This is a genomic window from Amycolatopsis sp. NPDC023774 (genome assembly GCF_040639695.1).
GTDB lineage: Bacteria > Actinomycetota > Actinomycetes > Mycobacteriales > Pseudonocardiaceae > Amycolatopsis.
Genome location: NZ_JBFAAJ010000007.1, coordinates 244,463 through 265,770, shown reverse-complemented (window position 1 = coordinate 265,770; position 21,308 = coordinate 244,463). Strand labels below are relative to the sequence as shown.

The following is a 21,308-nucleotide window of genomic DNA, read 5'->3' as shown; positions in this document are numbered from 1 at the left end:
CTGGTTACCGGGTCAGCCGCGCACGAGCGTCGTGCCGGTCGCCGAGAGGGCGTTGGCGATCGGGTAGAAGTACGTGTTCACGGTGTCACCGCCGGAAAGCAGGCCCTGCGCCTGGTTGCCGGAGATGAACGAGCCGCCCGAGTCGCCGTGGTCGGAGCGGGCGTTGGTGAGCACCATGCCGCTGACGGTGCCCTCGGGGTAGCGCACGGTCTGGTTCTTGGCGCGGATCGTGCCGCAGGTCCAGCCCGTGGTGGAGCCCGACTTGCAGACGGACGCGCCCACGGCGGCGGCCGTCGAGCCGGACACGCGGGTGCCGTTGTTGATCTGGCCGACCGGGGTCCAGCTGCTGTTGACCCGTGCGTACGCGTAGTCGCTGCCCGGGAAGCGGTAGCTGGAGAACGAGCCCATGGACACGCGGTTGTAGCCGGTCAGCGGGCCGGCGCCGGTGAGCGCGGCGCAGTGGCCGGCCGTGAGGAAGCCGCCGTTCACGGAGAAGCCGACGGAGCAGCGCGACGAACCGCCGATGTAGTACGCGTCACCGCCGAGCACGCTGTAGTGCAGTTGCGGCTTGGCGGCGGTCTCCGTGACCGCCAGCGAGGAAATGTCCACACCGGACTGTCGGGCGAACTTCTCCGCCGCCGCCCGCTGTCCCTTCAGGACAGTGATCGTCACGCGGTTCGACGCCGGGTCCACGCCCCACGCCGTGACCGACTGCGGCGCCGTCTTCTCGCTCGCGTTCAGCTTGGCCACGCTGGCGTCGAGCTGACGCTCGCTGAAGCGCACCACCTGCGCCTCCGCGCCCGCCGCGCGCACCTCCTCCACGAGCGAAGCGTCGGCCACGCCGACGCGCGCCTTGCCCGTGGCCGCGTCGTAGCTCGCGCCGCCGAAGCTGTCGCCGAGCGCGGTTTCCAGCGCTTGGCCCACCTTCGTGGCGGAGTCCTCGGCGGCGAGCCGGGCGACGGCCTGGTCGTGGGTGAGACCGAGGTCGCGCTGCATCGCCGGCACCATGTCGGGGTTCAACAAGGTGGCACCCGCGACCGGGCTCGTGACCGCGGCCATCGTGCCCGCCGTCGCGGCGGCGACGGCGGCGATACCGAGGAATCTGAAGATCTTCATGCTTCTCCCTCGTGATTACGCGCGGCACCGGTGCGGCCACGCGGCGCATCCCTTCCCCCGGGTTGAGAGCGTGCAGCGTGGCCCAGTCCACTGCAATAAGGGCTCGACGCGGATAGGTATACGCAATCCCCTTGGCCGAACGCCCTGCTCCAGACGCCGTATCGGCACCATTTTCCCTCGCGGCACCGTCCATAAGTAGGGATTCCGGCAACTACTTTGCGTAGCTCTTTCAGCGGCTGGAACGTGTTATGCACCCCCGCAACGAGGCGATGCCCGAAGTTTCGTACGCATGGTGATCCTGGGCCGAAGATCCCTCTGCCAACCGGTGACGCTGTGTACGCAGACGTGTGAGCCGAGTGCCCAGGCACAGGTCGTCGGCTGGTTTACGGGTGGCCGAACGCTGCTTAGGCTCCCGACGAAACGGACAAGCAAGCAGGGAGGTCGACATGTGGCAGGCCGTCCCCCGTCCGACGTCGGTCACCGTGCGCACCGGGCCGACGGCTTTCGCGGGCCGGGACGAGGAACTCGCCGCGGTGGTCGAGGTACTCACCCACCGACCCGCCGCCGTGCTCGTGGAGGGTGAACCGGGGATGGGCCGTTCGCGCCTGCTGGCCGAGCTGGCGCGACGGCCCGAGTTCGCCGGCGGACGCGTGCTGCGGGGCATTTGCCAGCCGTTGCGCGAGCCGTTCCCGTACGGGCCGGTGCTGGAGGCGTTGCACGCGGCGGGCGAGCGTCCGCTGGGCTCGCTGAGCCCCGTGGCCGGTGTGCTGCGGCCGCTGCTGCCTGAGCTGGCCGAGCGGCTGCCGCCGACGCCTGAGCCGCTCGACGACCCGGGCGCGCAGCGGCACCGCGTCTTCCGCGCCGTGCGGGAGCTGTTGGTCGCTTGTGGACCGGCGATCCTCCTGGTCGACGACCTGCAGTGGGCCGATGAGGGCACGTGCGACCTGATGCGGTTCCTCGCCGCCGACCTGCCGCCGGAGCTGGCCGTGGTGGCCGCGTACCGCACGGGTGCGCAGCCGTGGCCGGGACCGTTGGGCGCGCCGGTACGGGCGGCGCCGAATGTCCACACGGCACGCGTCGCGCTCGGGCCGCTGGACGTCGCGGCGGTGCGGGCGATGGCCGTGCACGTGCTTGAGCTGCCGCGGGTGAGTGACGAGTTCGCGACGAAGCTGCACGAGTGCACGGGCGGGATCCCGTTCGTGGTGGAGGAAACGTTGCGGGCCTTGCGGAACGTGCCGTTGCCGGCCGGTGAGGGCCTGTCGGATCAGCTGCTGGAGAACCTGGAGGTGCCGGCGCCGTTGCGGGAGTCCGTGACGGAGCGGCTGGCCGCGTTGCCCGCGGACGCCGCGCAGCTGACGCGGGCCGCGGCGGTCCTGGCGGTGCCCGCGGAGCCGGCGACGTTGGCCGAGGTGGCGGGGCTCGGCGAGGAGTCGCCGCGGGCGGCTTTGCTGGCCGCGTTGGCCGGTGGTTTGGTGGCTGAGCTGGGGGAAAACCGCTACGGCTTCCGGCATCCGCTGGCGCGCAAGGCCGTCTACGACACGGTGAGCGGCCCGGAGCGGACATTGCTGCACACCGAATCGATGCGGGTGCTGGGCTCGTTGCCTGCGCCGCCGTCGATGTTGCTGGCGCAGCACGCGTATGCGGCCGGACACACGGAAAAATGGCTTCATTACGCGGAAGCGGCCGCCGACGAGGCCATCGTCCACGGGGAGACCTCGCGGGCGATCGACCTGTTGCAGGCCGTGCTGCCGGCTTCGGACGACGTGGGGCGACTCGCCACGAAGCTGAGCCAGGTCGCGCTGCGCGGCTTCCGCCCGGACGTGATCGAGACGCTGGAGCGCGTGCTGGAGGACCGGCTGCTGCCGCCGACCGTGCGCGGGACGATCCGGCTGTCGCTCGGCATGCTGCTGGTGCGCACGATCGGGCGGCTGGAACGCGGGCGCGAGGAGGTGGAGCGCGCCGTCGCCGAGCTCGTGGACCGGCCGGAGCTCGCCGCGCGCGGCATCAACCTGCTGGCGCAGCCCGTCGACGGGCTCACTCCCCTGTCGTGGCACGAAGGCTGGAAGCGGCGGGTGCGGGAAGTCCACTCCGGACTGACGGACCCGGAGCTGCGGCTGATGCTGACCGTGGACCGGATCGCCAACGCTTCGCACATCGGCGACGGTTCGGCGTGGACGGAGTTCGAGGCGCTGCCCGACGTCGGCGACAGCATGGCCGAGCGCGTGCAGCTCGCGCGGCTGTGGTGCAACCTGGCCGACGCGCAGTCGTGGGCCGGGCACCTCGGCCGGGCGAGGCGGCTCGTCGACGAGGGCACGCGGCGCGCTTCGGACGCGGGGGCGCTGTACGCGATCGGCCTGATCCAGGGCACGCACGCGCGGCTCGCGTGGTTCCGCGGCGAATGGGAGGGGCTCGCGGAGGCGGCTGAGGACGTGCGCTCGCGGTACCCGGAGCTGGGGCCGATCGTGATGGAGACTTCGCTGGTGCTCGGCGGCCTGGCTGCCGTGCGCGGCGAATTCGCGGCTGCCGCGGAACATCTGGCGCGTGCTTCGGTTCCCGCTGACGGGCCGATCCCCGTGGTGCTTTCCGCCGCGTCCGTGCAGATCGGGATCCTGCTGGCGGGCGACGACGTGGCGGGAGCTTGCGCCGTCGCCGACGTCGCCGTGGACGCGGCGCGGCGCAAGGGCGTCTGGGTGTGGGCGGCGTCGCTGGTGCCGGCTGCGGCCGAGGCGTTCGTCCGCGCGGGCCGCTGGTCGGACGCCGACGCCTTCGTGGAGGAGTTCGCGCGCGGCATCACCGGCCGTGACGCGCCCCTGGCCGTGGCCGCTCTGTCCGCGGGCCGCGCCGTGTTGACGGGCGCCCGCGGCAAACACCTGGCCGCGGCCGCGGGCTTCGACGCCGCGGCCGCCGCGTACGCGCGCCTGCCGATGCCGTACTTGGCGACGTCGATGGTGGAGCGCGCCGCCGGCCTGCGGCTACTGGCGGGCCAACGCCCGGCCGTCGACGCGCTGTCCGCCGCGGCCCGCGCGTACGAGCGCCTCGGCGCCACGCGCGACGCCGGCCGCTGCCACCACCTGCTCCGCGAGCACGGCGCATGGGCCCCTTCACAACGCGGCCGCCGCGGCTACGGCAGCGAGCTGTCCCCCCGCGAACGCGAGGTCGCCCGCATGCTCGCCGAGGGTCGCACGAACCGCGAGATCGCGGACGGGCTGTTTTTGTCGCCGCGCACGGTGGAACAGCACGTGGCGAAGGTCCTGCGGAAGCTGGGAGCGCGGGGGCGGGCGGACGTCGGCCGCCACCTCCCGTCGGGAAACGCGGCCGTTTCGTGACAGGGTGGTGTTCGTGGCCCCCATCGAACTGACCCTCGGCGACCTCACCGAGCAACACGTCGACGCCATCGTCAACGCTGCCAACTCCTCCCTCCTCGGCGGCGGCGGAGTCGACGGCGCCATCCACCGCAAGGGCGGCCCGGAGATCCTGGCCGAGTGCCGGGCGCTGCGCGCCGGCCACTACGGGAAGGGGCTTCCGACGGGCCAGGCCGTGGCCACCACCGCGGGCCGGCTGCCGTCGCGCTGGGTAGTGCACACGGTGGGGCCGGTGTGGTCTTCATCGGAAGACCGGTCTTCGCTGCTGGTGGACTGCCACCGCAACGCACTTGCCGTGGCTGCTTCCCTCGGCGCGCAGACCGTGGCGTTCCCGGCGATCTCGACGGGTGTGTACCGGTGGCCGCTCGAGGATGCGGCGCGGATCGCGGTGTCGACGGTTCGGGATGCGGATACGTCGGCGTTCGATTTTGTGCGGTTTGTGTTGTTCGATCGCCGGGCGTATGACGCGTTTGCGGCGGTGTTGTAGCAGCCGGACCGGCTCCGCCTTACCGTGACCCGGTGGTCTCACATGAATCCGGCGCCCAGCCGGCGTGGCGGAGGGCGACCGCCGGGGAGACGCGGTGGCCGGCGGCCGCGGTGGTGGTGGGGACGCTCGCGTTGCAGTTGGCGTTGCCGGACCGGGTGGTGATGAGACCGTGGTGGCTGTTGCCCGCGGTGTCGGTGCTGTTGCTCGTCGCGTTGTTGTTGATCAACCCCGGACGGATAGGCGAGTACAGCAGGGTCGAGCGGATCGTGTCGTTGGTGCTGCTGGGTGTGGTGAGCGCGACCACGGCGGCGACGGCGGTGCGACTGGTGCTGGGGATCGTGCAGGGGTCGTTCAGCGGGCACGCGCCACAGGTGCTGGTGAGTGGCGCGATCGTGTACTGGACGAACATCGTCGTCTTCTCGCTCTGGTACTGGGAGTTCGACCGCGGCGGGCCGGCGCGGCGGGCGAAGGGGCGGGCGGAGTTCCCCGACCTGCAGTTCCCCCAGATGGACAGCCCCGAGCTCACCAGCGAGGACTGGGAACCGCGCTACGCCGACTACCTGTACCTCTCCTTCACCAACTCCACGGCGTTCAGCCCCACCGACGTCATGCCGCTGCGGATCTGGGCGAAACTGACGATGATGGTGCAGGCCGGGGTGTCGCTGCTGCTCGCCGTGATGGTGTTCGCCTGGGCGGTCGGGGCATTGCAGGGATAAGCACTCGTGCGACACCGACCCGACCAGGTATACCCCGAGCATGCCGAGACCCGAACCCCCGTACTACGCGGTGATCTTCACGTCCCGCCGCACCGAAGGCGACAACGGCTACGCCCAGCGCGCCACCGAGATGTCGAAACTCGCGGCGGAGCAGGACGGCTACCGGGGCGAGGAGTCGGCGCGCGACGAGTCGGGCTTCGGAATCACCGTATCGTACTGGCGGGACGAGGAAGCCATCGCCGGCTGGCGGAAGAACCTCAAACACACTGAGAGCCGCCGCCGGGGCCGGGCCGAGTGGTACGAGGAGTTCGACGTGCGGGTGGCGCGCGTCGAGCGGTCCTACGGCTTCACGCGCTGACCCGGTCCGCGGAGAGCCCCCCGCGGACCGGACCCGACGTCAGTGCCGCGTCATCGTGAAGCTCTGGCCGTCCGAGCCGATGGCGCCCGGGCTGAAGGTGGCGGTGCCACGGTCGTCGGCGTCGAGGCCTGCAGGGTTGGTCGACGCGAGGCTCTGCCCGTTGAACTTCACGCCGGTGAACGAGATCCCGCCCGAGATCGACGGGTACGAGTCCGTCGGCGACTCGATGATCGCCTCGGCCGAGGAGTGCTTGGAGGTCAGCGACTTGCTGATCGTCTTCGACCAGCCCTTGGTGGTGTCGCTGATGTCCAGCTCGTAGGTGTTCGTCCCGGTGCGCGTGACCGTCGCGGAGATGTGGTCACCGGCGCTGACCGGGGCGGACGAGGACGAGTAGTACACCGGCGCCGCCGGGTACATCTCGTACCAGGCCTGGTAGACGGGGCGGCCACTGGAGCAGTCCGTGGCCACGCCCGTCTGCTCCACTGTGGACGATCCGTCCCCGTCGATGCCGACCCACGGGGCGAACAGGTCGTTGCTGGACCGGCAGGTCACCGACGGTTCCGTCCAGCTTGCGGTCGCGGTCGTGAAGCTGCCGAAGCTCACGTAGCCGCCCCAGTTGCCACCCGAGAAGCTCTGGCCGTGGAACGAGCCGAACGACGGCGTGCTGACCGTGGCGACGCCGGCCGCGGCCGCAATGCTCGCCGCGGCGGCCGCCGTCACGGCCAGCACCCGCGCGGTCCGTGAAGAGAGGGGGGAGTTCATGCGGATCCAATCTGATCACCGATGGGGACTCGGGGTGTTACAGGCGGTGCGCACCGGTAACAAGTGTTGGATCCGCGTGAGCGGGTGGGTAGCGACTTTCGAAGGGTCTTCACATCTCGGGAAACTTCACCAATATGTCCCGAATTTCCCTTCTGTGCACCGAAGTCCGTGACGGCCGCCCCGGGAAGGCGAGGCGGCCGCCACGGTGTGCCCGTCCTCCGCGCGGAAGGACGGACACGGGTGGACTACCGCGCCGAGCGCGTGAGCGCGGCGTCCACGAACTGGGTGGTGTAAGTCTTCGAGAGGTCGATCTGGTCCTTCTTCGGCTTCACGTTGCTCGACGACGCACCGAGCACGTTGAGCACGTTCTGCGCCCCGCCCGGATCCATCCGTCCGTCGGCGGTGAACATCGACAGGCTGTCCTTCAGCGACTTCACGTACAACGCCTTGTCCCCGCCCGCGAACGACGGCGGCATCACGTCGGCGACCTGCTCCGCGGTGTGGTTCTTGAGCCACCGCAACGAATCCACGTACGCGTTGGCCAGCTTCTGCACGACGTCCGGGTAACGCTTCACGATCTCGCAGCTCATGTAGAGCGAGCTGGCCGGGTAGAGCCCGCCGAGCGCGGCGCGCGTGCCCTCGACCGTGCGCATGTCGTAGAGGATCTTGGCCTGGCCGGTGTTGGTGAGCTGCGCGATCGTCGGGTCGGTGGTCATGCCGGCGTCGATGGAACCCTGCTGCAGCGCGGAGATGAACGTCTGCCCGGCGCCGACCTTGACCGGCGTGTAGTCCTTTCCGTCCACGCCGCCGCGGCTCGCGAGCGCCTTGGTGAGGAAGTCCGTGGACGAACCCAGCGACGTCACGCCGAGGTTCTTGGCACGGAAGTCCTTTCCGGACCGGATCTCCGGCGCCTTGGCCGACGCGACCATCTCGGCCTCACCCGGCACGTTCGAGAACTGCACCACGCTCGTGAGGCACTGTTCCTTGGCCTGCAGGTCGATCGTGTGGTCGTAGAACCCGACCACGGCCTGCACCTCGCCGGCCAGCAACGACGTCTCGGCGTTCGCGCCCGACGGCTGGTCGAACAGCTCGACGTCGAGGCCCTGCTTTTCGTACTCCCCGAGCTGCTGGGCGAGCTGACCCGGCAGGTAGATGACCTTGGAAATGCCGCCGATCATGATCTTCAGGTGCGGTTTGCCGCCGTTGCCCAGGTCGATCTGGCGCGAATCGCGGCAGGCCGTGACCCCGGCGAGGGTCAGCACCGCGGCGCCGATCGCGAGTGTCCTTTTCAGCCGCATCAGATCACCGCACCGGCCTGGGTAGTGACCTGCGGGCGCCAGCGCAGCAGCCGCGACTCGGCCGTGCCGATGCCCCACTCCGCCAGCAGTGCGACGACGGTGACGATCAGCATGCCCGCGTAGACGCCGGCGGTGTCGAAGGTGCCCTGCGCGTTGGCGATCAGGAAGCCCATGCCGGCCTTCGCGCCGGTGTACTCGCCGACGACCGCACCGATCAGCGCGAAGCCGAACGCGACGTGCAGCGAAGAGAGGATCCACGACGTCGCGCTCGGCAGCACGATCGAGCGCAGTACGGCCCAGCGCGAAGCACCGAGGATGCGCGCGTTGTCGATCAGGTTGCGGTCGACCTCGCGGGCACCGGTGAAGGCGTTGAAGAACACCGCGAAGAACACGAGCACCACGACCGTCGCGACCTTCGACGACATGCCGAGGCCGAACCAGATCACGAACAGCGCGGCGAGCACGATGCGCGGCAAAGCGTTGGCGGCCTTGATGAACGGCGCCAGCACGTCGGCGAGATACTGGCTGCGGCCCAGCACGACGCCGAACACGACGCCGAGGATCGCGCCGAGCACGAATCCGAGCACGGCTTCCTCGACCGTCATCAGGATCTGGTACCAGATGGAGCCGAAGTCGGTGCCGGTCGTGAACCACTCGACGAGCCGCTCCCAGATCTTCGACGGCATCGAGTAGAAGAACGGGTCGATCCAGTAACGGCCGGCGAGCTCCCAGCTGCCGAGCCACACCACGACGATCGCCAGGCGCAGCAACCAGATGTTGCGCCGGCGCGCGTTGGTCTTGAGCTTCTGACGCGCGATGATGCTCGCTTCGTCTTCGATTCGCGGGTTGGGGTTGGACGGCGGGACGATCAGATCAAGCGACACTGGTCGCCCCCTTCTGGCGGGCCTTGTCGACCTCGCCGCGCAGCGATTCCCAGATGTCGGAGTAGATCGAGCGGAACTCCTCGGTGAGGCGCAGGTCCTCGACCTTGCGCGGGCGCTCCAGCGGGATCTCGAAGACATCCTTCACGGTGGCCGGGCTCGTGGTCAGGACCACGACCTTGTCGGCGAGTGCGATGGCCTCGTCGAGGTCGTGCGTCACGAAGATCACCGCCGCACCGGAACCGGACCACAGGCGCAGCAGCTCGTCCTGCATGAGGGCGCGGGTCTGCACGTCGAGCGCGGAGAACGGCTCGTCCATCAGCAGGATCTTCGGGTCGGTGACCAGCGTCTGCGCGAGGGCGACGCGCTTGCGCATGCCGCCGGAAAGCTGGTGCGGGTAGTACTTCTCGAAGCCTTCGAGTCCCACCCGGCCAATCCAGTCGCGCGCCTTTTCGCGAGCGTCCGCTTTGGACACGCCACGGAAGCGCGGGCCGGAGGCGACGTTGTCGAGCACCGAACGCCACGGCATCACGGCGTCGGTCTGGAACATGTAGCCCACACCGTCCGGAATGGACGTCACCTCGGCGCCGTTCACGCGGACGCTGCCGGCCGACGGGGGTTGCAGGCCGCTGACCAGGGACAACGTGGTCGACTTGCCGCAGCCGGTGGGACCGACGACCGCGACGAACTCGCCCGGCCGCACGGTCATGGTCAGGTCGCGGACCGCGGTGTGGACGGATCCGGAGCCGCTGGGGAACCTTTTGGTCGCGTGCTCGAGTTCGATGAGGGGTGGCGCCATCGTGGTGACTCCTTCGTCACGGTGGGGACTGCGACGCAGGTTAAGAGCGCAGCAACAGCCCGGGAAGCTTGTCGACGTTCTGCGTGCGCTCTGCTCGTTGTCCACGTTTTGCTCATTTCGCGCACGGCCCTGAGCTGGGGGTATGTTGCCTGCCATGCCGAAGTGGGCGTTGTTCGAACGCATGCGGTTCACCCGCCAGGTCCTGCTGTTGCAGATCGGGGTGGTGGTGCTGGTGGTGGGGCTCGGCGTCTTCCTCGTGAGCTGGCAGCTGCGGTCGACGTTGACGGAGCAGTACGGCGAGCGGGCCCTGGCGGTCGCGAGTCGGTGGCGACGGACCCCGTGGTGGTGGATGGTGCGGCGGCGCGACGGCAGGGCGGGGAATTGGAGGCGCGTGCGGCTGCGGTGTCGCGGGTCAATGGCGCGCTGTTCGTGGTGATCACGGACGACAAAGGCATCCGCCTTGCGCACCCGACGCCGTCCGAGATCGGCGACAAGGTCAGCACGTCGGCAGTGGAAGCGCTGGCCGGCAACGACGTCGTCAGCGAGTTCGACGGCGGCACGCTCGGGCCGTCGGTGCGGAGTAAAACGCCTATCTGGCAAGGGAACCGGGTGGTCGGTGAAGTCAGTGTCGGTTACAAGATCGGCACCCTGGCCAGGGACTTCAACCGGCTGCTGCTGATCACCCTGGCCTTCGCGGCGGGCGCACTACTGCTCGGCGCCGGCGCCTCCGCCCTGCTCAACCGCCGGCTGCGCCGCGTCACCCACGGCCTCGAACCGCACGAGCTGACCGAGCTGCTCTACGAACGTGAAGCCGTGTTACACGGGATCGGCGAGGGGATGCTGGCCGTCGACGGGTCCCGGCGGGTGTCCGTGCGCAACGACGAAGCCGAGCGGCTGCTCGGGATCGACCTGCCCGTGGGGGCCACTTTGGACGAGCTGGCGCTGTCGCCGCGGGTGCGCAAGGCCGTGGTGGAGGGTCAGCCTGTGGACAATCTCCTTGCCGTGGCGGGAAACCGCGTGCTGGTGATGAACTCGCGCGCGGTGCAGCGGGAGGATCGGGCGCTGGGTACGGTGCTGACGTTCCGCGACCGCACCGACCTCGACACGCTCAGCCGCGAGCTCAACGGCATCCGCTCGCTGTCGGACGGCCTGCGCGCGCAACGGCACGAGTTCGCCAACCGGTTGCACACGTTGTCGGGGTTGTTGCAGCTCGGGCACCACGACGAGGCCGAGGAGTACCTGCAGGCGCTGACCGAGACGACGTCGGCGCGCTCGGCCCCGCTGGGTGGTGACGCGGTGCGCGACCCGTACCTGCAGGCATTGCTGGTGGCGAAATCCGAGCAGGGGCTGGAAAAGGGCGTGGAGCTGAAGCTGGCGGACGACTCGTTCGTGCGCGGCTCAGTGACCGACCCCGTCGCGGCCGGAACTGTGATCGGCAACCTCGTGGACAACGCCCTGCACGCCGCCCGCATGGGTCCGCGGCGGCCGGCGACGGTGGAGGTCGGCTTGTTCGCGGAGGTCTCGACGTTGCACGTGTCCGTTATGGACAGTGGACCGGGCGTGCCGGGGTCGTTGCGTGACACACTGTTCGACGAAGGTGTCTCGACGAAACTCACGCCCGGCCACGGGCTGGGCCTCGCCCTCGCGCGGCAGGCGGCCCGCGCTCGCGGCGGGGACGTCTGGCTCGCCGACGCCGGCGGCGAAGCGGTGGGCGCGTTGTTCGTCGCGAAACTGCCGGATCTGCTCGTGGCGGCTCAGGCATGATCCGCACGTTGATCGTCGACGACGACTTCCGCGTGGCCGGCGTCCACGCGGGGTTCGTGGCGGAGGTACCGGGCTTCACTGTCGCGGGCATCGCGCACACGGCCGCCGAGGCGCGCGCCCGCGTACGCGAGCTGACGCCGGACCTCGTGCTGCTCGACGTCTACCTGCCCGACGAGCCCGGCCTGGCCGTGCTCCCCGACCTCGCGGCGGACACCATCGTCCTCTCCGCCGCGACCGACGCGGCGTCCATCACCGCCGCCATCCGCGCCGGCGCCCTGAACTACCTGATCAAGCCCTTCACGACGCGCCAGCTGGCCGAGCGGCTCACCGCGTACGCCCGGTTCCGGACCCAGGTGGCCACCGACCGCCCGTTCACCCAGGACGACGTCGACCGCGCCTACCGCGCACTGCACGACCAGGACCGCGCGACCACCCCGAAGGGCCAGTCGAGCACGACGGCGCGGCTGGTGTCGGAGCAGTTGCGGACGTCAGGTGCACCGCTGTCGGCCGCGGAGGTCGCGGGCGAGCTGGGCATGGCGCGCGCCACGGCCCAGCGCTACCTCACCGCACTGGCCGACTCGGGCGCGGTGGAAATGCGCCTCCGCTACGGGGCGACCGGGCGCCCGGAGCACGAGTACGTCTGGATCGGCAGCTGAACCGCTGGTCAGCGCCGCGACATCCGGTCTGCCAGGTCGAGCCACGGCCGCCACTGCGTTATGTATTCGTCGAACTGCGTCGCGGCCGGCGACTTGCCCGGGGTGGACTTCGTGTCGGAGCGGAGGTCGTCGTCCGGGGTGGAGGTGGGGCGGTGGTCGGAGCCACCCCCGGAGCTGCGGGGGGTGGTGGGGCGGCCGGCGACGTGCTGTTTGGCGGGCGTGGCGGCCTTGTGGTCGGGAACCGGGACGTACACGGTCACCGGGGCGGCCGGGGGTGCTGCGGGGGCCGCAGGCGTCGAGGCGGGAGCCGGCCGCGGAGGGGCCGGGGCGACGAGCTCGTGCTGGTCTGTCGACACGGCGACGTCGTCGGTGGTGCGCCCGGCGAAGGAGCCTGAGAAGAGGCCGCCGGCCAACCAGCCGAGGGCGAGCAGGGCCAGTGCGGCGGTGCCGGCGACCCAGCCGCGTGTGCGGCGGCGGGCGACGGCACGCGGGCGCGGCGCGAGAGGTGCGAGCACCGAGGCGCTGGCTCCGTCGCCGGCGATGGGCAGGAGGGCGGGCACCGCGGGGATCGGCTGGGTGTCCTCCGGGCTGCGGCGGCCGCGCGGCACACTCGCCGCGAGGATGCCCGTGCGGTCGAGCAGCTCATCGGCGGGCGAGGTCGCGCGTCGCTCGGCGGTGCGCAGCATGGAAGGTACCTCCGGGGTACGGGCACTCGGATGGACGTCAGCATTCTGGTGCATTTCCGACGGGTTTGTCAGAAATGCAACTCCATTGGGTGACGGCAACTATAAGGGCCGGCCGAACTCCCGCACGTCGGACGCGATTCAGTTCTTGCCCATCCGTTTGAAGCCGAGCCGCGCCATAGTCGCGAGCGGCCGCTGATACGCCGACCCGAGCACGCGCGGGATGGCGTCGATGACGTACGCGTCGGGGCCGATGAGGATCCTGGCGGACCGCCGTTCCACGCCGCGGATGATCGTTTCGGCGGCTTTCTTCGGTGTGGTCATGGCAATTTTCTCGAAGCCGGCCGCCGCGGCCTCCTGGTCGCCGTCGCTGCCGCCGCGCGCGTGGCGGGCGATGTTGGTCTTGATGCCGCCCGGGTGCACGCAGCTGACGGCGACCGGATGCCGGGCCGCGAGCATTTCTTCGCGCAACGCCTCGGTGAATCCGCGAACGGCGAACTTCGCCGCGTTGTAAGCACTCTGAGTGGGAACTCCGACGAATCCGAACACGCTCGAAATGTTCACCAGGTGTCCGTCGCCGGAGCCGATGAGGTGCGGGAGGAACGCCTTGGTCCCGTTGACGACGCCGCCGAGGTTGATCCCCATCAGCCAGTCGTAGTCCTCGAACGTCATGTCCTCCACGGTGGCGCCCAGCGCGACGCCGGCGTTGTTGACCACGACGTTGACCCGGCCGAACGCACTGGCCACCTCGTCCGCGTGCGCCAGCACGGCGGCGCGGTCGGAGACGTCGAGCGAGTAGCCGCGCACGTCCGCACCCTGGGACTTCACCGCCTCGACCGTGCTCCCCAGACCTTCGGCGTCCACATCGGACAATGCCAGGCGCGCACCGCGCAGGCCCAGCCCGAGCGCGAGCGCGCGGCCGATGCCCGAGCCCGCTCCGGTGATGACCACGACCTTGTCGGTGAACTCCTTCATCGCCGCTCCCCTCGTCCGGTGCTCCAGGTTTCGGATACTAGTGGCGGGAGCGATCTTCGGGAGGATGGATGCGGCGGGCACGAGCGGTGCTCGCGCTGGGCGCGGTCGTGCTGCTCGGCGCGACGGGACCGTCGTGGCCGTCGCCGGACACCGCACGTGACCAGCAAAAACGCCCACGCGGCCCGTCAACGCAGCCGTCGGCGCGCTGTTTCTCGGCGGCTCCCACTACTGCACCGCGAGCGTGGTCCACAGCGACCGCGGCGACGAGCTGCTCACCGCCGCCCACTGCCTCCACGACGGTGCGGGTGGCACCTACTTCACCGGCGTCACCTTCGCGCCCGGATTCCACGACGGTGTGGCTTCCGTTCGGCTTCTGGGACGTCGGCGACGAGCTCGTGGCGCGGGTCTGGGCGGACGACTCCGACCCGGACCTCGACGTCGGCTTCGCCACGGCTCATCAGGCCGGCGCGAGTGGACCGCTCGAGACCATGACGGGCGCGAACCGCCTCGGCGCGAACGGTCCGTTCGCGCGCTCCGTGACGGCCACCGGCTACCCCGACGGCTCCGCCGTCTGCAGCACGACCACGTCGAAGCAGGACACCTTCCAGCTGCGCGTGGACTGCAGCGGCTTCGCCACCGGCACCAGCGGCGGCCCGTTCGTCGCCGACGCCGACCCGCACACGCAGCTCGGCACCGTCGTCGGCGTGGTCGGCGGCTTCGAGACCGGCGGCGACACCGACGACGTGTCGTACTCCAGCTACTTCGACGGCGACGTCATCGCGCTGTACCGGCAAGCCACCTCGCGCCCGTGAGCGCCGATGGCGGATGATGCGGCGTATGAGCGAGCCCGTGCGTGACGTGTCCATCACCGGCGAGCCGATCCGGCTCGGCCAGTTCCTCAAGCTGGCCGGCCTCGCCGAGGACGGCGCCCACGCCAAGGACCTCATCGAGAACGAAGAGGTCACTGTGAACGACGAGGTCGAGACCCGCCGCGGCCGCCAGCTCTCCGACGGCGACGTGGTGGCCGTCGGTGACGACCGCGGACGGGTGACGCTCGCGCGCTAGCCGACGCTGGTCAGCGGCGGCAGACCCAGCCCGAGCGCCAGCGAATCGAGCTGCCGCCGCACCGGCGCGCTGAGCGGGACGCCCAGCGCGCGGCATTGTTCGAGGTACTGGGCTTCGCGCCAGCCCGGGTAGCGGATCGGTGTGCCGCCTTCCCAGCCGAGCATGCTGCCGAACAACGCACTGGCCGCGCGGTAGAAGCCGTCGGCGCTGCGCAGCGTGGTCGGCGCGACCGCGAGCACGAGCAGGCCCGTGTCGTTCTCGTGGTCGGCGACGCCGGAGAGCACGCCCGCCAGCACGTCCACGAGCAGCGCGAAGCCCGCGAACTGCGGGTTGCGCGAGGCTTCGCCGAGGTCGACGTCGAGCACGAACTCCGGGTACGCGCCGGCGGGCGCGGCCATGCCGAGCGGGTGGCCCGCGCCGACCTCGCCGGCGGCCATCACCAGGCCGATCATCCCGTGGGGCAACGCGCGCGCGGCGTGGTGCCCGACGCGGCCGAACGGCCCGACGCCGCGCATCGAGATCAGCCCGACGCCGAAGCGCCCGGCCCGCGTGACGGCGCGGTCCATCGCGTCGCCGACGGCCCACAGGCCTGTCGCGCGCCGGTAGTCGATGAGCGCGGCGGCACCGCGATCGGCGATCATCAGCGGCTCGGCGCGTGGGGCGACCTCGCCGTTTTCCAAGGCGGGCAGGTGGATTCGCAGCAGATCCACGACGCCGGTGTCGGGCGAACCCGTGAGGTCGCCGTGGCACAAGGCTTCCGCGGCCATGCGCGCGCGGTCATCGGGAAAATCATGTGCCACCAGGATCAAGGAAACCAGCGTGACCAGTTCATCGACGGGCACGCGCTGCCAGACCTGTTCGGGAATCGGTGTGTCTTCAGGGACTTCTTGAGTGGCGGCCGGGCGGGCGGGACGCAGCGAACGTGGTCTGAGGGGCACTTCATCGAGACTGCCCAAGCGCGTCTGGCGGCGTCAACGAGGATGGCCCGACAGTGTGATGAGGGCTCCCAAAGGGACGTACCCTGTCACGCATGTGCCGAAACATCACGACGCTGCGCGGACTCCAACCTTCCGCGACAACCGAAGAGATCGCAGCGGCAGCACGCCAGTACGTCCGCAAGGTGACCGGCGTGCAGTCGCTTTCGGACGCCACGCGCGACCCGTTCGAGGCGGCGGTGGCGGAAATCGCGGCGATCACCGCGCGGTTGCTGGACGAACTCCCGGACCGCCGCCAGCCACCGGCGACCGTGCCGCCGCTGCGCCGCCCGGAAGTGCGGGCGCGAATGGCGTTGAAGGAACTGAAGAAGCCCTGACTCCGCCTGGGAACGCTTGAAGCATTCGCAGTGCGACCTGCGGGTCCGCCAGGGTGACAGGTTCAGGGTCGGGCTCGGGGACGTTCCCGAGCCGCGCCGACCAGCTGTCTCCCTAGCGTCGGCGGCATGCGCAAAGGATCCCCGATCGCCGTTTTCGCCGCCGCGCTGTGCTTGCTCGGCTGCGCCCCCGCGACGGCGCCCTGCGGCTGCGCTGCCCGCACCGACCGGGCGCTACACCGTCGGTACTCAGGACCGCCACCTCGTGGACCGGGTGCGCGAAGACCCGTGGACCGGCGGTCCGCGCGAGCTGATGATCACGCTCACCTACCCCGCACCGCCCGGCGGACGACCGGTGCCGTACCTGCCCGACGGCATCGCCGCGGCCGTGAACGCGCAGGCCCACGCCGCCCTCGGCGCCGGACCGTTCGACTTCGGCTTCACGACGCCCGCCCGCGCGGACGCGCCGGTGCTGCCCGGCCGGCACCCGGTGCTCCTCTACTCACTCGGCGCGCAGAGCTCGCGCCTGCTCGGCACCGTGCTGGTCGAGCAGCCGGCGAGCGAGGGTTATGTCGTGGTCAGCCTCGACCCCACGCACGACGCACTAGCGGTCGACCTGCCCGGCGGACGCGTCGAGCCGAGCACGCTGTCGCCTTCGGCGGAGGAGGTGAACCGGAAGCTGATCGCGACCCGCGTCGCCGACGTGGAGTTCGTGCTGAACCGGCTGGGGCTGGACCGGGTCGGCATGTTCGGGCACTCCGCCGGCGGCTTCACCGCGGCCGAGGTCATGGCCGCCGACCCGCGCGTGGTGGCCGGCGCGAACCCCGACGGCAGCATGGTCTTCAACGCGGCCGCCCGGTTCGGCCGAGCCGCGACCGAGCGGCTGGACCGGCCGTTCCTGCTGATGAGCGCGGGTGACCACAGCAGCGCCACCGATCCTTCGTGGGCTTCGTTCACGCGCACCCAGCGGGGCCCGCTCGTCGATGTCCACGAGCCGGCGGGCGAGCACGGCTCGTTCACCGACTACGAGGCGTGGCTGCCGCAGCTCGGCGCTGACCCGGCGAGGGTGCGCGCCGTGATCGGCGGCGTGGACCCGGAGACCATGCTGCGCAAGGAGAAAGCCGCCCTCAGCGGCTTTTCGATGCGCACTTGCGGAAGCGGAGGGATTTGAACCCCCGGTAGGTTTCCCTACGGACGCTTTCAAGGCGTCTGCATTCGGCCGCTCTGCCACGCTTCCCTGTCGGTCAGGGTATCGCGCCGGTTGTCCAGGTCGTCCAGGTGTTCGAGGACGCGGCCGAAGACCGCGCCGACCGTGGACTGTTCCGCCGGGGTGAGCAGGTCGATGAGGTGCTCGCGGGCGCCGCGCACGTGGGTGGGCGCCGCGGCGTCGAGCAGGGCCTGGCCGGCGCCGGTGAGCTCGGTGATGACCCCGCGCTTGTCGTCCGGGTCGGGGCAGCGCCGGACCAGGCCGCCGACCTCCAGCTTGCTGATCTGGTGCGACAGGCGGCTCTTCGTGGAGCCCAGCTGGTAGGCGAGCTCGGACATCCGGACGCGCTTGTCGGGGTGGACGGCGAGGCAGACGAGCACCTCGTAGTCGGCGAGCGAGACCCCGTGGGCCTCGGTGAGCTCGCGATGCAGGCGCTGACGCAGCCGCAGCGAGGCGACGATGTACATCTGCCACGCGTGCCGCTCGACGCCGGTCAGCCAGCGCACGGCCTGCTCGTCGGTCATCGCAAAAGGGTAGAAGGCCTGCGGACGCCCTGCGCGTCGCGGCACCAGGTCGATACCCAACCGATCAGTCAGGTGAAAAACTCGGGAAGCTTCCCCCGATGGTGGGTTACGAAAAGGTTGAGACTTGGGCCGAAGAAGCGCATTCTTCTTGTCAGCGGATGGGCTGATCGGGTATCAGGCGGGCCGCCAGGGCACCGTCGGACCGACCTCCCACCGGGAAGGCCAGGTGGTTGCATGGCAGGTGATTCCCGCGGTTGACCGCCCGCTGTGTCCCCGCGGCCGGCACGGCCTGATACGGGTCGGTCGCGACTGTGAACAGCACGAGTGGGCATCTACGGTGCGCTCGGCATTCTTCTCGCGCATCCGGCGTCGATCTGGCGTTGTTCTCTCTTCGCGGCCTCGGCACCGCGACGGCTTCGCCGGACGCCGGCCCGGCCGGTGGCCAACCGCCGTCAACAGAAGAACCTCGGTAGTTCCTGGGTGCGGTCCGCAGCGCATGGGCCGCACCCAGGCTTTTGTCCGGGGTACGGCTGCTGTCGCCTCCGGTGGCTGCCCGCCTTCGCCGGGCACGGCCCGCTCCGCCTGGTCCGGCACCACCGGCCCAGGTCGTCACGGCACGGCTGCCTCGCCTCCCCCGCAGCGATCCTCCCCTTGCGCCGGGACGGGCCTGCATCTCCTTGCGGCTTGCGCCTTCTCGATCCCGCCGCACCTCGGTCGCACGCAGCGCTTACTCGCCGCACTCGCGTCCCACGCGCAGCCGCATCAGCGCGCCGGCCCAGGGGACGGCCCGCAGGCAGGCTTCTGTCCGGCTCGCCCGTTACGCTGCCGCTGTGCAATTCGACGACGACGCGGGGCTGGACACCTCGGAGGTCCAGGATCTCCGCGGCAGCGGTGGTGGCGGCGGTGGCATCGGCGGCCGCGTGGCGATCGGGGGTGGCGGGATCGGGGTGGTTGGCCTGATCATCTACTTCCTGATCTCGCAGGTCGGCGGGGCGAGCCTCGGGACCAACAGCGCATCGGGTGGGCTGGGGCTCGACAACGTGGGCTCCGGCCAGCAGCTGGAGAGCACCACGCTCTCGCAGAAGTGCCACACCGGCGCGGACGCGAACCGCGACCACGACTGCGCGATCGTCGCGATCATCAACTCCGTGCAGGACTACTGGTCGCAGGAGTTCGCGCGGAGCGGCCAGACCTACCGCAAGGCACCGACGCGCTTCTTCACTGGCGGGGTGCGCACGGGCTGCGGCAGCGCGACGTCGGACACGGGCCCGTTCTACTGCCCGGCCGACTCCGACGTGTACATCGACCTCTCGTTCTTCGACGAGCTCAAGACCCGCTTCGGCGCGCAGGGCGGGCTGTTCACCGAGGCGTACGTGCTGGCGCACGAATACGGCCACCACGTGCAGAATCTCACCGGCACGTCCAAGCGCGGCACCGGCACCGGGCCGACGTCGGGCTCCGTCCGGCTGGAGCTGCAGGCCGACTGCTACGCCGGCGTCTGGGCCAACCACGCCTCGACGACGCCGACGGAATCCGGCAAACCGCTGGTGCAGAACATCACGCAGGACGACATCGCCAGCGCCCTCGACACGGCGTCGCGCATCGGCGACGACTACATCCAGACGAAGCTCGGCAGCGGGCAGGCGGACCCGTCGAGCTTCACGCACGGCACGTCGGCGCAGCGCGAGAAGTGGTTCACCACCGGCTTCACCTCGGGCCAGCCGGCGCGCTGCAACACGTTCAGCACCAACGACCTGGGCTGACCCGTGCTCGGAGCGCCCCAATGTGGCGTTGGTTGCGTTCAACGCACCGAACGCCACATCGGGGCGCGGGAGGCCTACGCCGCTGCCGTGTCTCCGGTGGCGGCGAGCTTGTGCGCGAAGTGCTTCTTCGCGGCCTTGCCCGGCTTGCCCGGCGCGACCCCGTTCACCGACTCCGTGCTGGTCGCGTACACGCCCAGGGCCCACGCGAGACCGTCGGCGTTGCGGTCCAGGGCGACGCGGTCGACGTTGCCCACGTTGTCGCAGGCCTGGTGGTAACACGGGTCGAAGGCGATCCCCGCCGTGCCGCCCCACTTCGCGGCCTGGGCCGGGGTCTTGAGCACCTCGGCGCCCGTGTCGAGGCCGCCCGCCGGGATGCCGACGGCGATGAACTCGCCGTAGTCCGAGCGGCCCGTGAAGTCGGTGCCCTCGACGGCGACGCCGCGGCCGGTCAGGTAGTCCACGAACGTCTTCTCGATCTGCGCCGAGCCGTACGGGCCGGGGCCGGCTCCGACGTGGTCGGAATCGTCGCCGTCGTAGGCGAAGTAGCCGGCGTTGGGCGAGCCGATCATGTCGAAGTTCAAGTACAGCGCGAGGTCGAGCTGCTGCTCGAAACTCAGCGAATCGACGTAGTACGTGGACCCGACGAGCCCGAACTCCTCCGCACTCCAGAAGCCGAAGCGCACGGCGTTGTTCACCTTCGGCTGCGCGCCCAGCTGCAGCGCGGTTTCGAGCAGGGCCGCGGAGCCCGTGCCGTTGTCGTTGATGCCGGGGCCGGCCGGGACGCTGTCGAGGTGCGAGCCGAGCATCACGACGTTGTCCTTGCGGCCCGTCTTCGTCTCGGCGATCACGTTGTAGCTGGTGCGCGCTTCCTGGAAGGTGCGCAGCTCCAGCTGCACGGTGGCGCCGTCCTTCGCGGCGAGCGCCTGGCCGTCGGCCTGTGACAGGCCGCCGGTGGGGATGCGCGCGTCGGCGGGGGTGCCGAGTGTCCCGTTGAGCGGGCCGGGTTCGTTGTTGGAGATGAGCGCGCCGATCGCCCCCGCGTCGGCCGCGGCCTGCTGCTTCTGCGCGAACGGGCACGCGCCGCGCGGCACGAGCACGATCTTGCCGGTCACGCCGGTGTAGTCGCTCGCTTCGCAGCCTGGGGTGGCGTCGGCGGGGACCACGGCGAGCTGCGCGGTGATGCCGCCGACCGGCGTCGACGGGGTGTACTCCATCGCGATCACGGGCACGCCGGCGCCGTCGACGGTGAGGGCCTCGGCGAGGGTTTCGTTGTAGGTGAAGGGAAACTCCTGCCGTGTGACGCTGAAGCCCGCGGCTTCGAGCTTGCCCGCGACGTACTCGGCGGACTTCTTGTGCCCGTCGGTGCTCGCGGCGCGGGTGCCGCCGTTGGCGTCCGCGATGCGCTGCAAGGCGATCAGGTGGCGGTTGACGCCGTCGAGGGTCACTTTCTTCGTCAGCTGCTTGGCGAGGTCGTCGCTCTTCGCCGCCACGGCCGGGGTGGTGCCCAGCGCCAAGGTCGCGCAGGCCGCCAGGATCACCGGCGGGATGAGTCTTTTACGGGTGAATGACATGGTTGCTCACCT

The 21,308-nt window shown here is 70.4% G+C and carries 22 protein-coding genes and 1 tRNA gene; 12 read left to right on the top strand and 11 right to left on the bottom strand.

Annotation, left to right across the window (positions count from 1 at the left end; genetic code table 11):
• Positions 1-12 precede the first annotated feature (12 nt).
• Positions 13-1,116 carry a S1 family peptidase gene (locus AB0F91_RS18890; protein ID WP_360598815.1) on the bottom strand — a complete coding sequence of 368 codons (1,104 nt, stop codon included), beginning with the start codon at positions 1,114-1,116 and terminating at the stop codon, positions 13-15.
• A 446-nt stretch (positions 1,117-1,562) separates the two neighbouring features.
• On the opposite strand from AB0F91_RS18890, the gene AB0F91_RS18885 reads away from it, so the two are divergent.
• Genes AB0F91_RS18885 through AB0F91_RS18870 form a run of 4 tightly spaced genes read left to right on the top strand, consistent with a single transcriptional unit; the run spans position 1,563 to position 6,039 of the window.
• Positions 1,563-4,442, top strand: coding sequence for an AAA family ATPase (locus AB0F91_RS18885; protein WP_360598814.1), 2,880 nt, complete (start codon positions 1,563-1,565; stop codon positions 4,440-4,442).
• Positions 4,443-4,446: 4 nt separating this feature from the next.
• A complete protein-coding gene (locus AB0F91_RS18880; protein WP_360598813.1) occupies positions 4,447-4,965 on the top strand; it encodes an O-acetyl-ADP-ribose deacetylase in 519 nt (172 codons plus the stop codon).
• A 32-nt stretch (positions 4,966-4,997) separates the two neighbouring features.
• On the top strand, positions 4,998-5,681 hold the full coding sequence (locus AB0F91_RS18875; RefSeq protein ID WP_360598812.1) for a hypothetical protein: 684 nt from the start codon (positions 4,998-5,000) through the stop codon (positions 5,679-5,681).
• A 40-nt stretch (positions 5,682-5,721) separates the two neighbouring features.
• Entirely contained in the window at positions 5,722-6,039 is a 318-nt protein-coding gene (locus AB0F91_RS18870; protein WP_360598811.1) for an antibiotic biosynthesis monooxygenase, read from the top strand.
• 39 nt (positions 6,040-6,078) lie between these two features.
• Here the strand turns inward: AB0F91_RS18870 and AB0F91_RS18865 are convergent, their stop codons facing one another.
• From AB0F91_RS18865 to AB0F91_RS18850, 4 genes are all read right to left on the bottom strand, one after another.
• Positions 6,079-6,801, bottom strand: coding sequence for a G1 family glutamic endopeptidase (locus AB0F91_RS18865; RefSeq protein ID WP_360598810.1), 723 nt, complete (start codon positions 6,799-6,801; stop codon positions 6,079-6,081).
• A 245-nt stretch (positions 6,802-7,046) separates the two neighbouring features.
• Positions 7,047-8,099, bottom strand: a complete 1,053-nt coding sequence (locus AB0F91_RS18860; RefSeq protein ID WP_360598809.1) for an ABC transporter substrate-binding protein — start codon at positions 8,097-8,099, stop codon at positions 7,047-7,049.
• Positions 8,099-8,983, bottom strand: coding sequence for an ABC transporter permease (locus AB0F91_RS18855; RefSeq protein ID WP_360598808.1), 885 nt, complete (start codon positions 8,981-8,983; stop codon positions 8,099-8,101). Before AB0F91_RS18855 ends, AB0F91_RS18860 begins: the two co-directional genes overlap by 1 nt.
• On the bottom strand, positions 8,973-9,779 hold the full coding sequence (locus AB0F91_RS18850; RefSeq protein ID WP_360598807.1) for an ABC transporter ATP-binding protein: 807 nt from the start codon (positions 9,777-9,779) through the stop codon (positions 8,973-8,975). Before AB0F91_RS18850 ends, AB0F91_RS18855 begins: the two co-directional genes overlap by 11 nt.
• 154 nt (positions 9,780-9,933) lie before the next feature.
• On the opposite strand from AB0F91_RS18850, the gene AB0F91_RS18845 reads away from it, so the two are divergent.
• Genes AB0F91_RS18845 through AB0F91_RS18835 form a run of 3 tightly spaced genes read left to right on the top strand, consistent with a single transcriptional unit; the run spans position 9,934 to position 12,199 of the window.
• Positions 9,934-10,215, top strand: coding sequence for a hypothetical protein (locus AB0F91_RS18845; RefSeq protein WP_360598851.1), 282 nt, complete (start codon positions 9,934-9,936; stop codon positions 10,213-10,215).
• On the top strand, positions 10,104-11,543 hold the full coding sequence (locus tag AB0F91_RS18840; protein ID WP_360598806.1) for a sensor histidine kinase: 1,440 nt from the start codon (positions 10,104-10,106) through the stop codon (positions 11,541-11,543). Before AB0F91_RS18845 ends, AB0F91_RS18840 begins: the two co-directional genes overlap by 112 nt.
• Positions 11,540-12,199 (top strand): response regulator, encoded by a 660-nt coding sequence (locus AB0F91_RS18835; RefSeq protein ID WP_360598805.1) that lies wholly within the window; start codon positions 11,540-11,542, stop codon positions 12,197-12,199. Before AB0F91_RS18840 ends, AB0F91_RS18835 begins: the two co-directional genes overlap by 4 nt.
• 8 nt (positions 12,200-12,207) lie before the next feature.
• Here AB0F91_RS18835 and AB0F91_RS18830 read toward each other — a convergent pair whose 3' ends face one another.
• On the bottom strand, positions 12,208-12,885 hold the full coding sequence (locus AB0F91_RS18830; protein ID WP_360598804.1) for a hypothetical protein: 678 nt from the start codon (positions 12,883-12,885) through the stop codon (positions 12,208-12,210).
• A gap of 138 nt (positions 12,886-13,023) precedes the next feature.
• Complete coding sequence (locus AB0F91_RS18825) at positions 13,024-13,857, bottom strand: SDR family NAD(P)-dependent oxidoreductase (protein WP_360598849.1); 834 nt, start codon at positions 13,855-13,857, stop codon at positions 13,024-13,026.
• 353 nt (positions 13,858-14,210) lie between these two features.
• On the opposite strand from AB0F91_RS18825, the gene AB0F91_RS18820 reads away from it, so the two are divergent.
• Together AB0F91_RS18820 and AB0F91_RS18815 are read left to right on the top strand one after the other, a co-directional pair.
• Positions 14,211-14,669 carry a hypothetical protein gene (locus AB0F91_RS18820; RefSeq protein WP_360598803.1) on the top strand — a complete coding sequence of 153 codons (459 nt, stop codon included), beginning with the start codon at positions 14,211-14,213 and terminating at the stop codon, positions 14,667-14,669.
• A 25-nt stretch (positions 14,670-14,694) separates the two neighbouring features.
• Positions 14,695-14,922: an RNA-binding S4 domain-containing protein gene (locus AB0F91_RS18815; RefSeq protein ID WP_360598802.1), complete on the top strand. Its 228-nt coding sequence runs from the start codon at positions 14,695-14,697 to the stop codon at positions 14,920-14,922.
• Here the strand turns inward: AB0F91_RS18815 and AB0F91_RS18810 are convergent.
• Complete coding sequence (locus AB0F91_RS18810; RefSeq protein ID WP_360598801.1) at positions 14,919-15,860, bottom strand: Ldh family oxidoreductase; 942 nt, start codon at positions 15,858-15,860, stop codon at positions 14,919-14,921. The two genes, AB0F91_RS18815 and AB0F91_RS18810, sit on opposite strands and share 4 nt — an antisense overlap.
• Positions 15,861-15,952: 92 nt before the next feature.
• Between AB0F91_RS18810 and AB0F91_RS18805 the strand changes: the two genes are divergently transcribed.
• Entirely contained in the window at positions 15,953-16,234 is a 282-nt protein-coding gene (locus AB0F91_RS18805; protein WP_360598800.1) for a DUF2277 family protein, read from the top strand.
• A 262-nt stretch (positions 16,235-16,496) separates the two neighbouring features.
• The gene (locus AB0F91_RS18800) at positions 16,497-17,402 is read left to right on the top strand and encodes an alpha/beta hydrolase (protein WP_360598799.1); all 906 of its coding nucleotides are present in this window, start codon (positions 16,497-16,499) and stop codon (positions 17,400-17,402) included.
• On the opposite strand, the gene AB0F91_RS18795 is transcribed toward AB0F91_RS18800, so the two are convergent.
• Positions 17,384-17,468, bottom strand: a tRNA-Ser gene (locus tag AB0F91_RS18795). The genes AB0F91_RS18800 and AB0F91_RS18795 overlap by 19 nt on opposite strands.
• Complete coding sequence (locus AB0F91_RS18790) at positions 17,432-17,962, bottom strand: MarR family transcriptional regulator (RefSeq protein ID WP_360598798.1); 531 nt, start codon at positions 17,960-17,962, stop codon at positions 17,432-17,434. Before AB0F91_RS18790 ends, AB0F91_RS18795 begins: the two co-directional genes overlap by 37 nt.
• An 830-nt stretch (positions 17,963-18,792) precedes the next feature.
• On the opposite strand from AB0F91_RS18790, the gene AB0F91_RS18785 reads away from it, so the two are divergent.
• A complete protein-coding gene (locus AB0F91_RS18785) occupies positions 18,793-19,725 on the top strand; it encodes a neutral zinc metallopeptidase (protein WP_360598797.1) in 933 nt (310 codons plus the stop codon).
• Positions 19,726-19,799: 74 nt separating this feature from the next.
• Here AB0F91_RS18785 and AB0F91_RS18780 read toward each other — a convergent pair whose 3' ends face one another.
• Positions 19,800-21,296, bottom strand: coding sequence for a M28 family metallopeptidase (locus AB0F91_RS18780; RefSeq protein WP_360598796.1), 1,497 nt, complete (start codon positions 21,294-21,296; stop codon positions 19,800-19,802).
• Positions 21,297-21,308 lie beyond the last annotated feature (12 nt).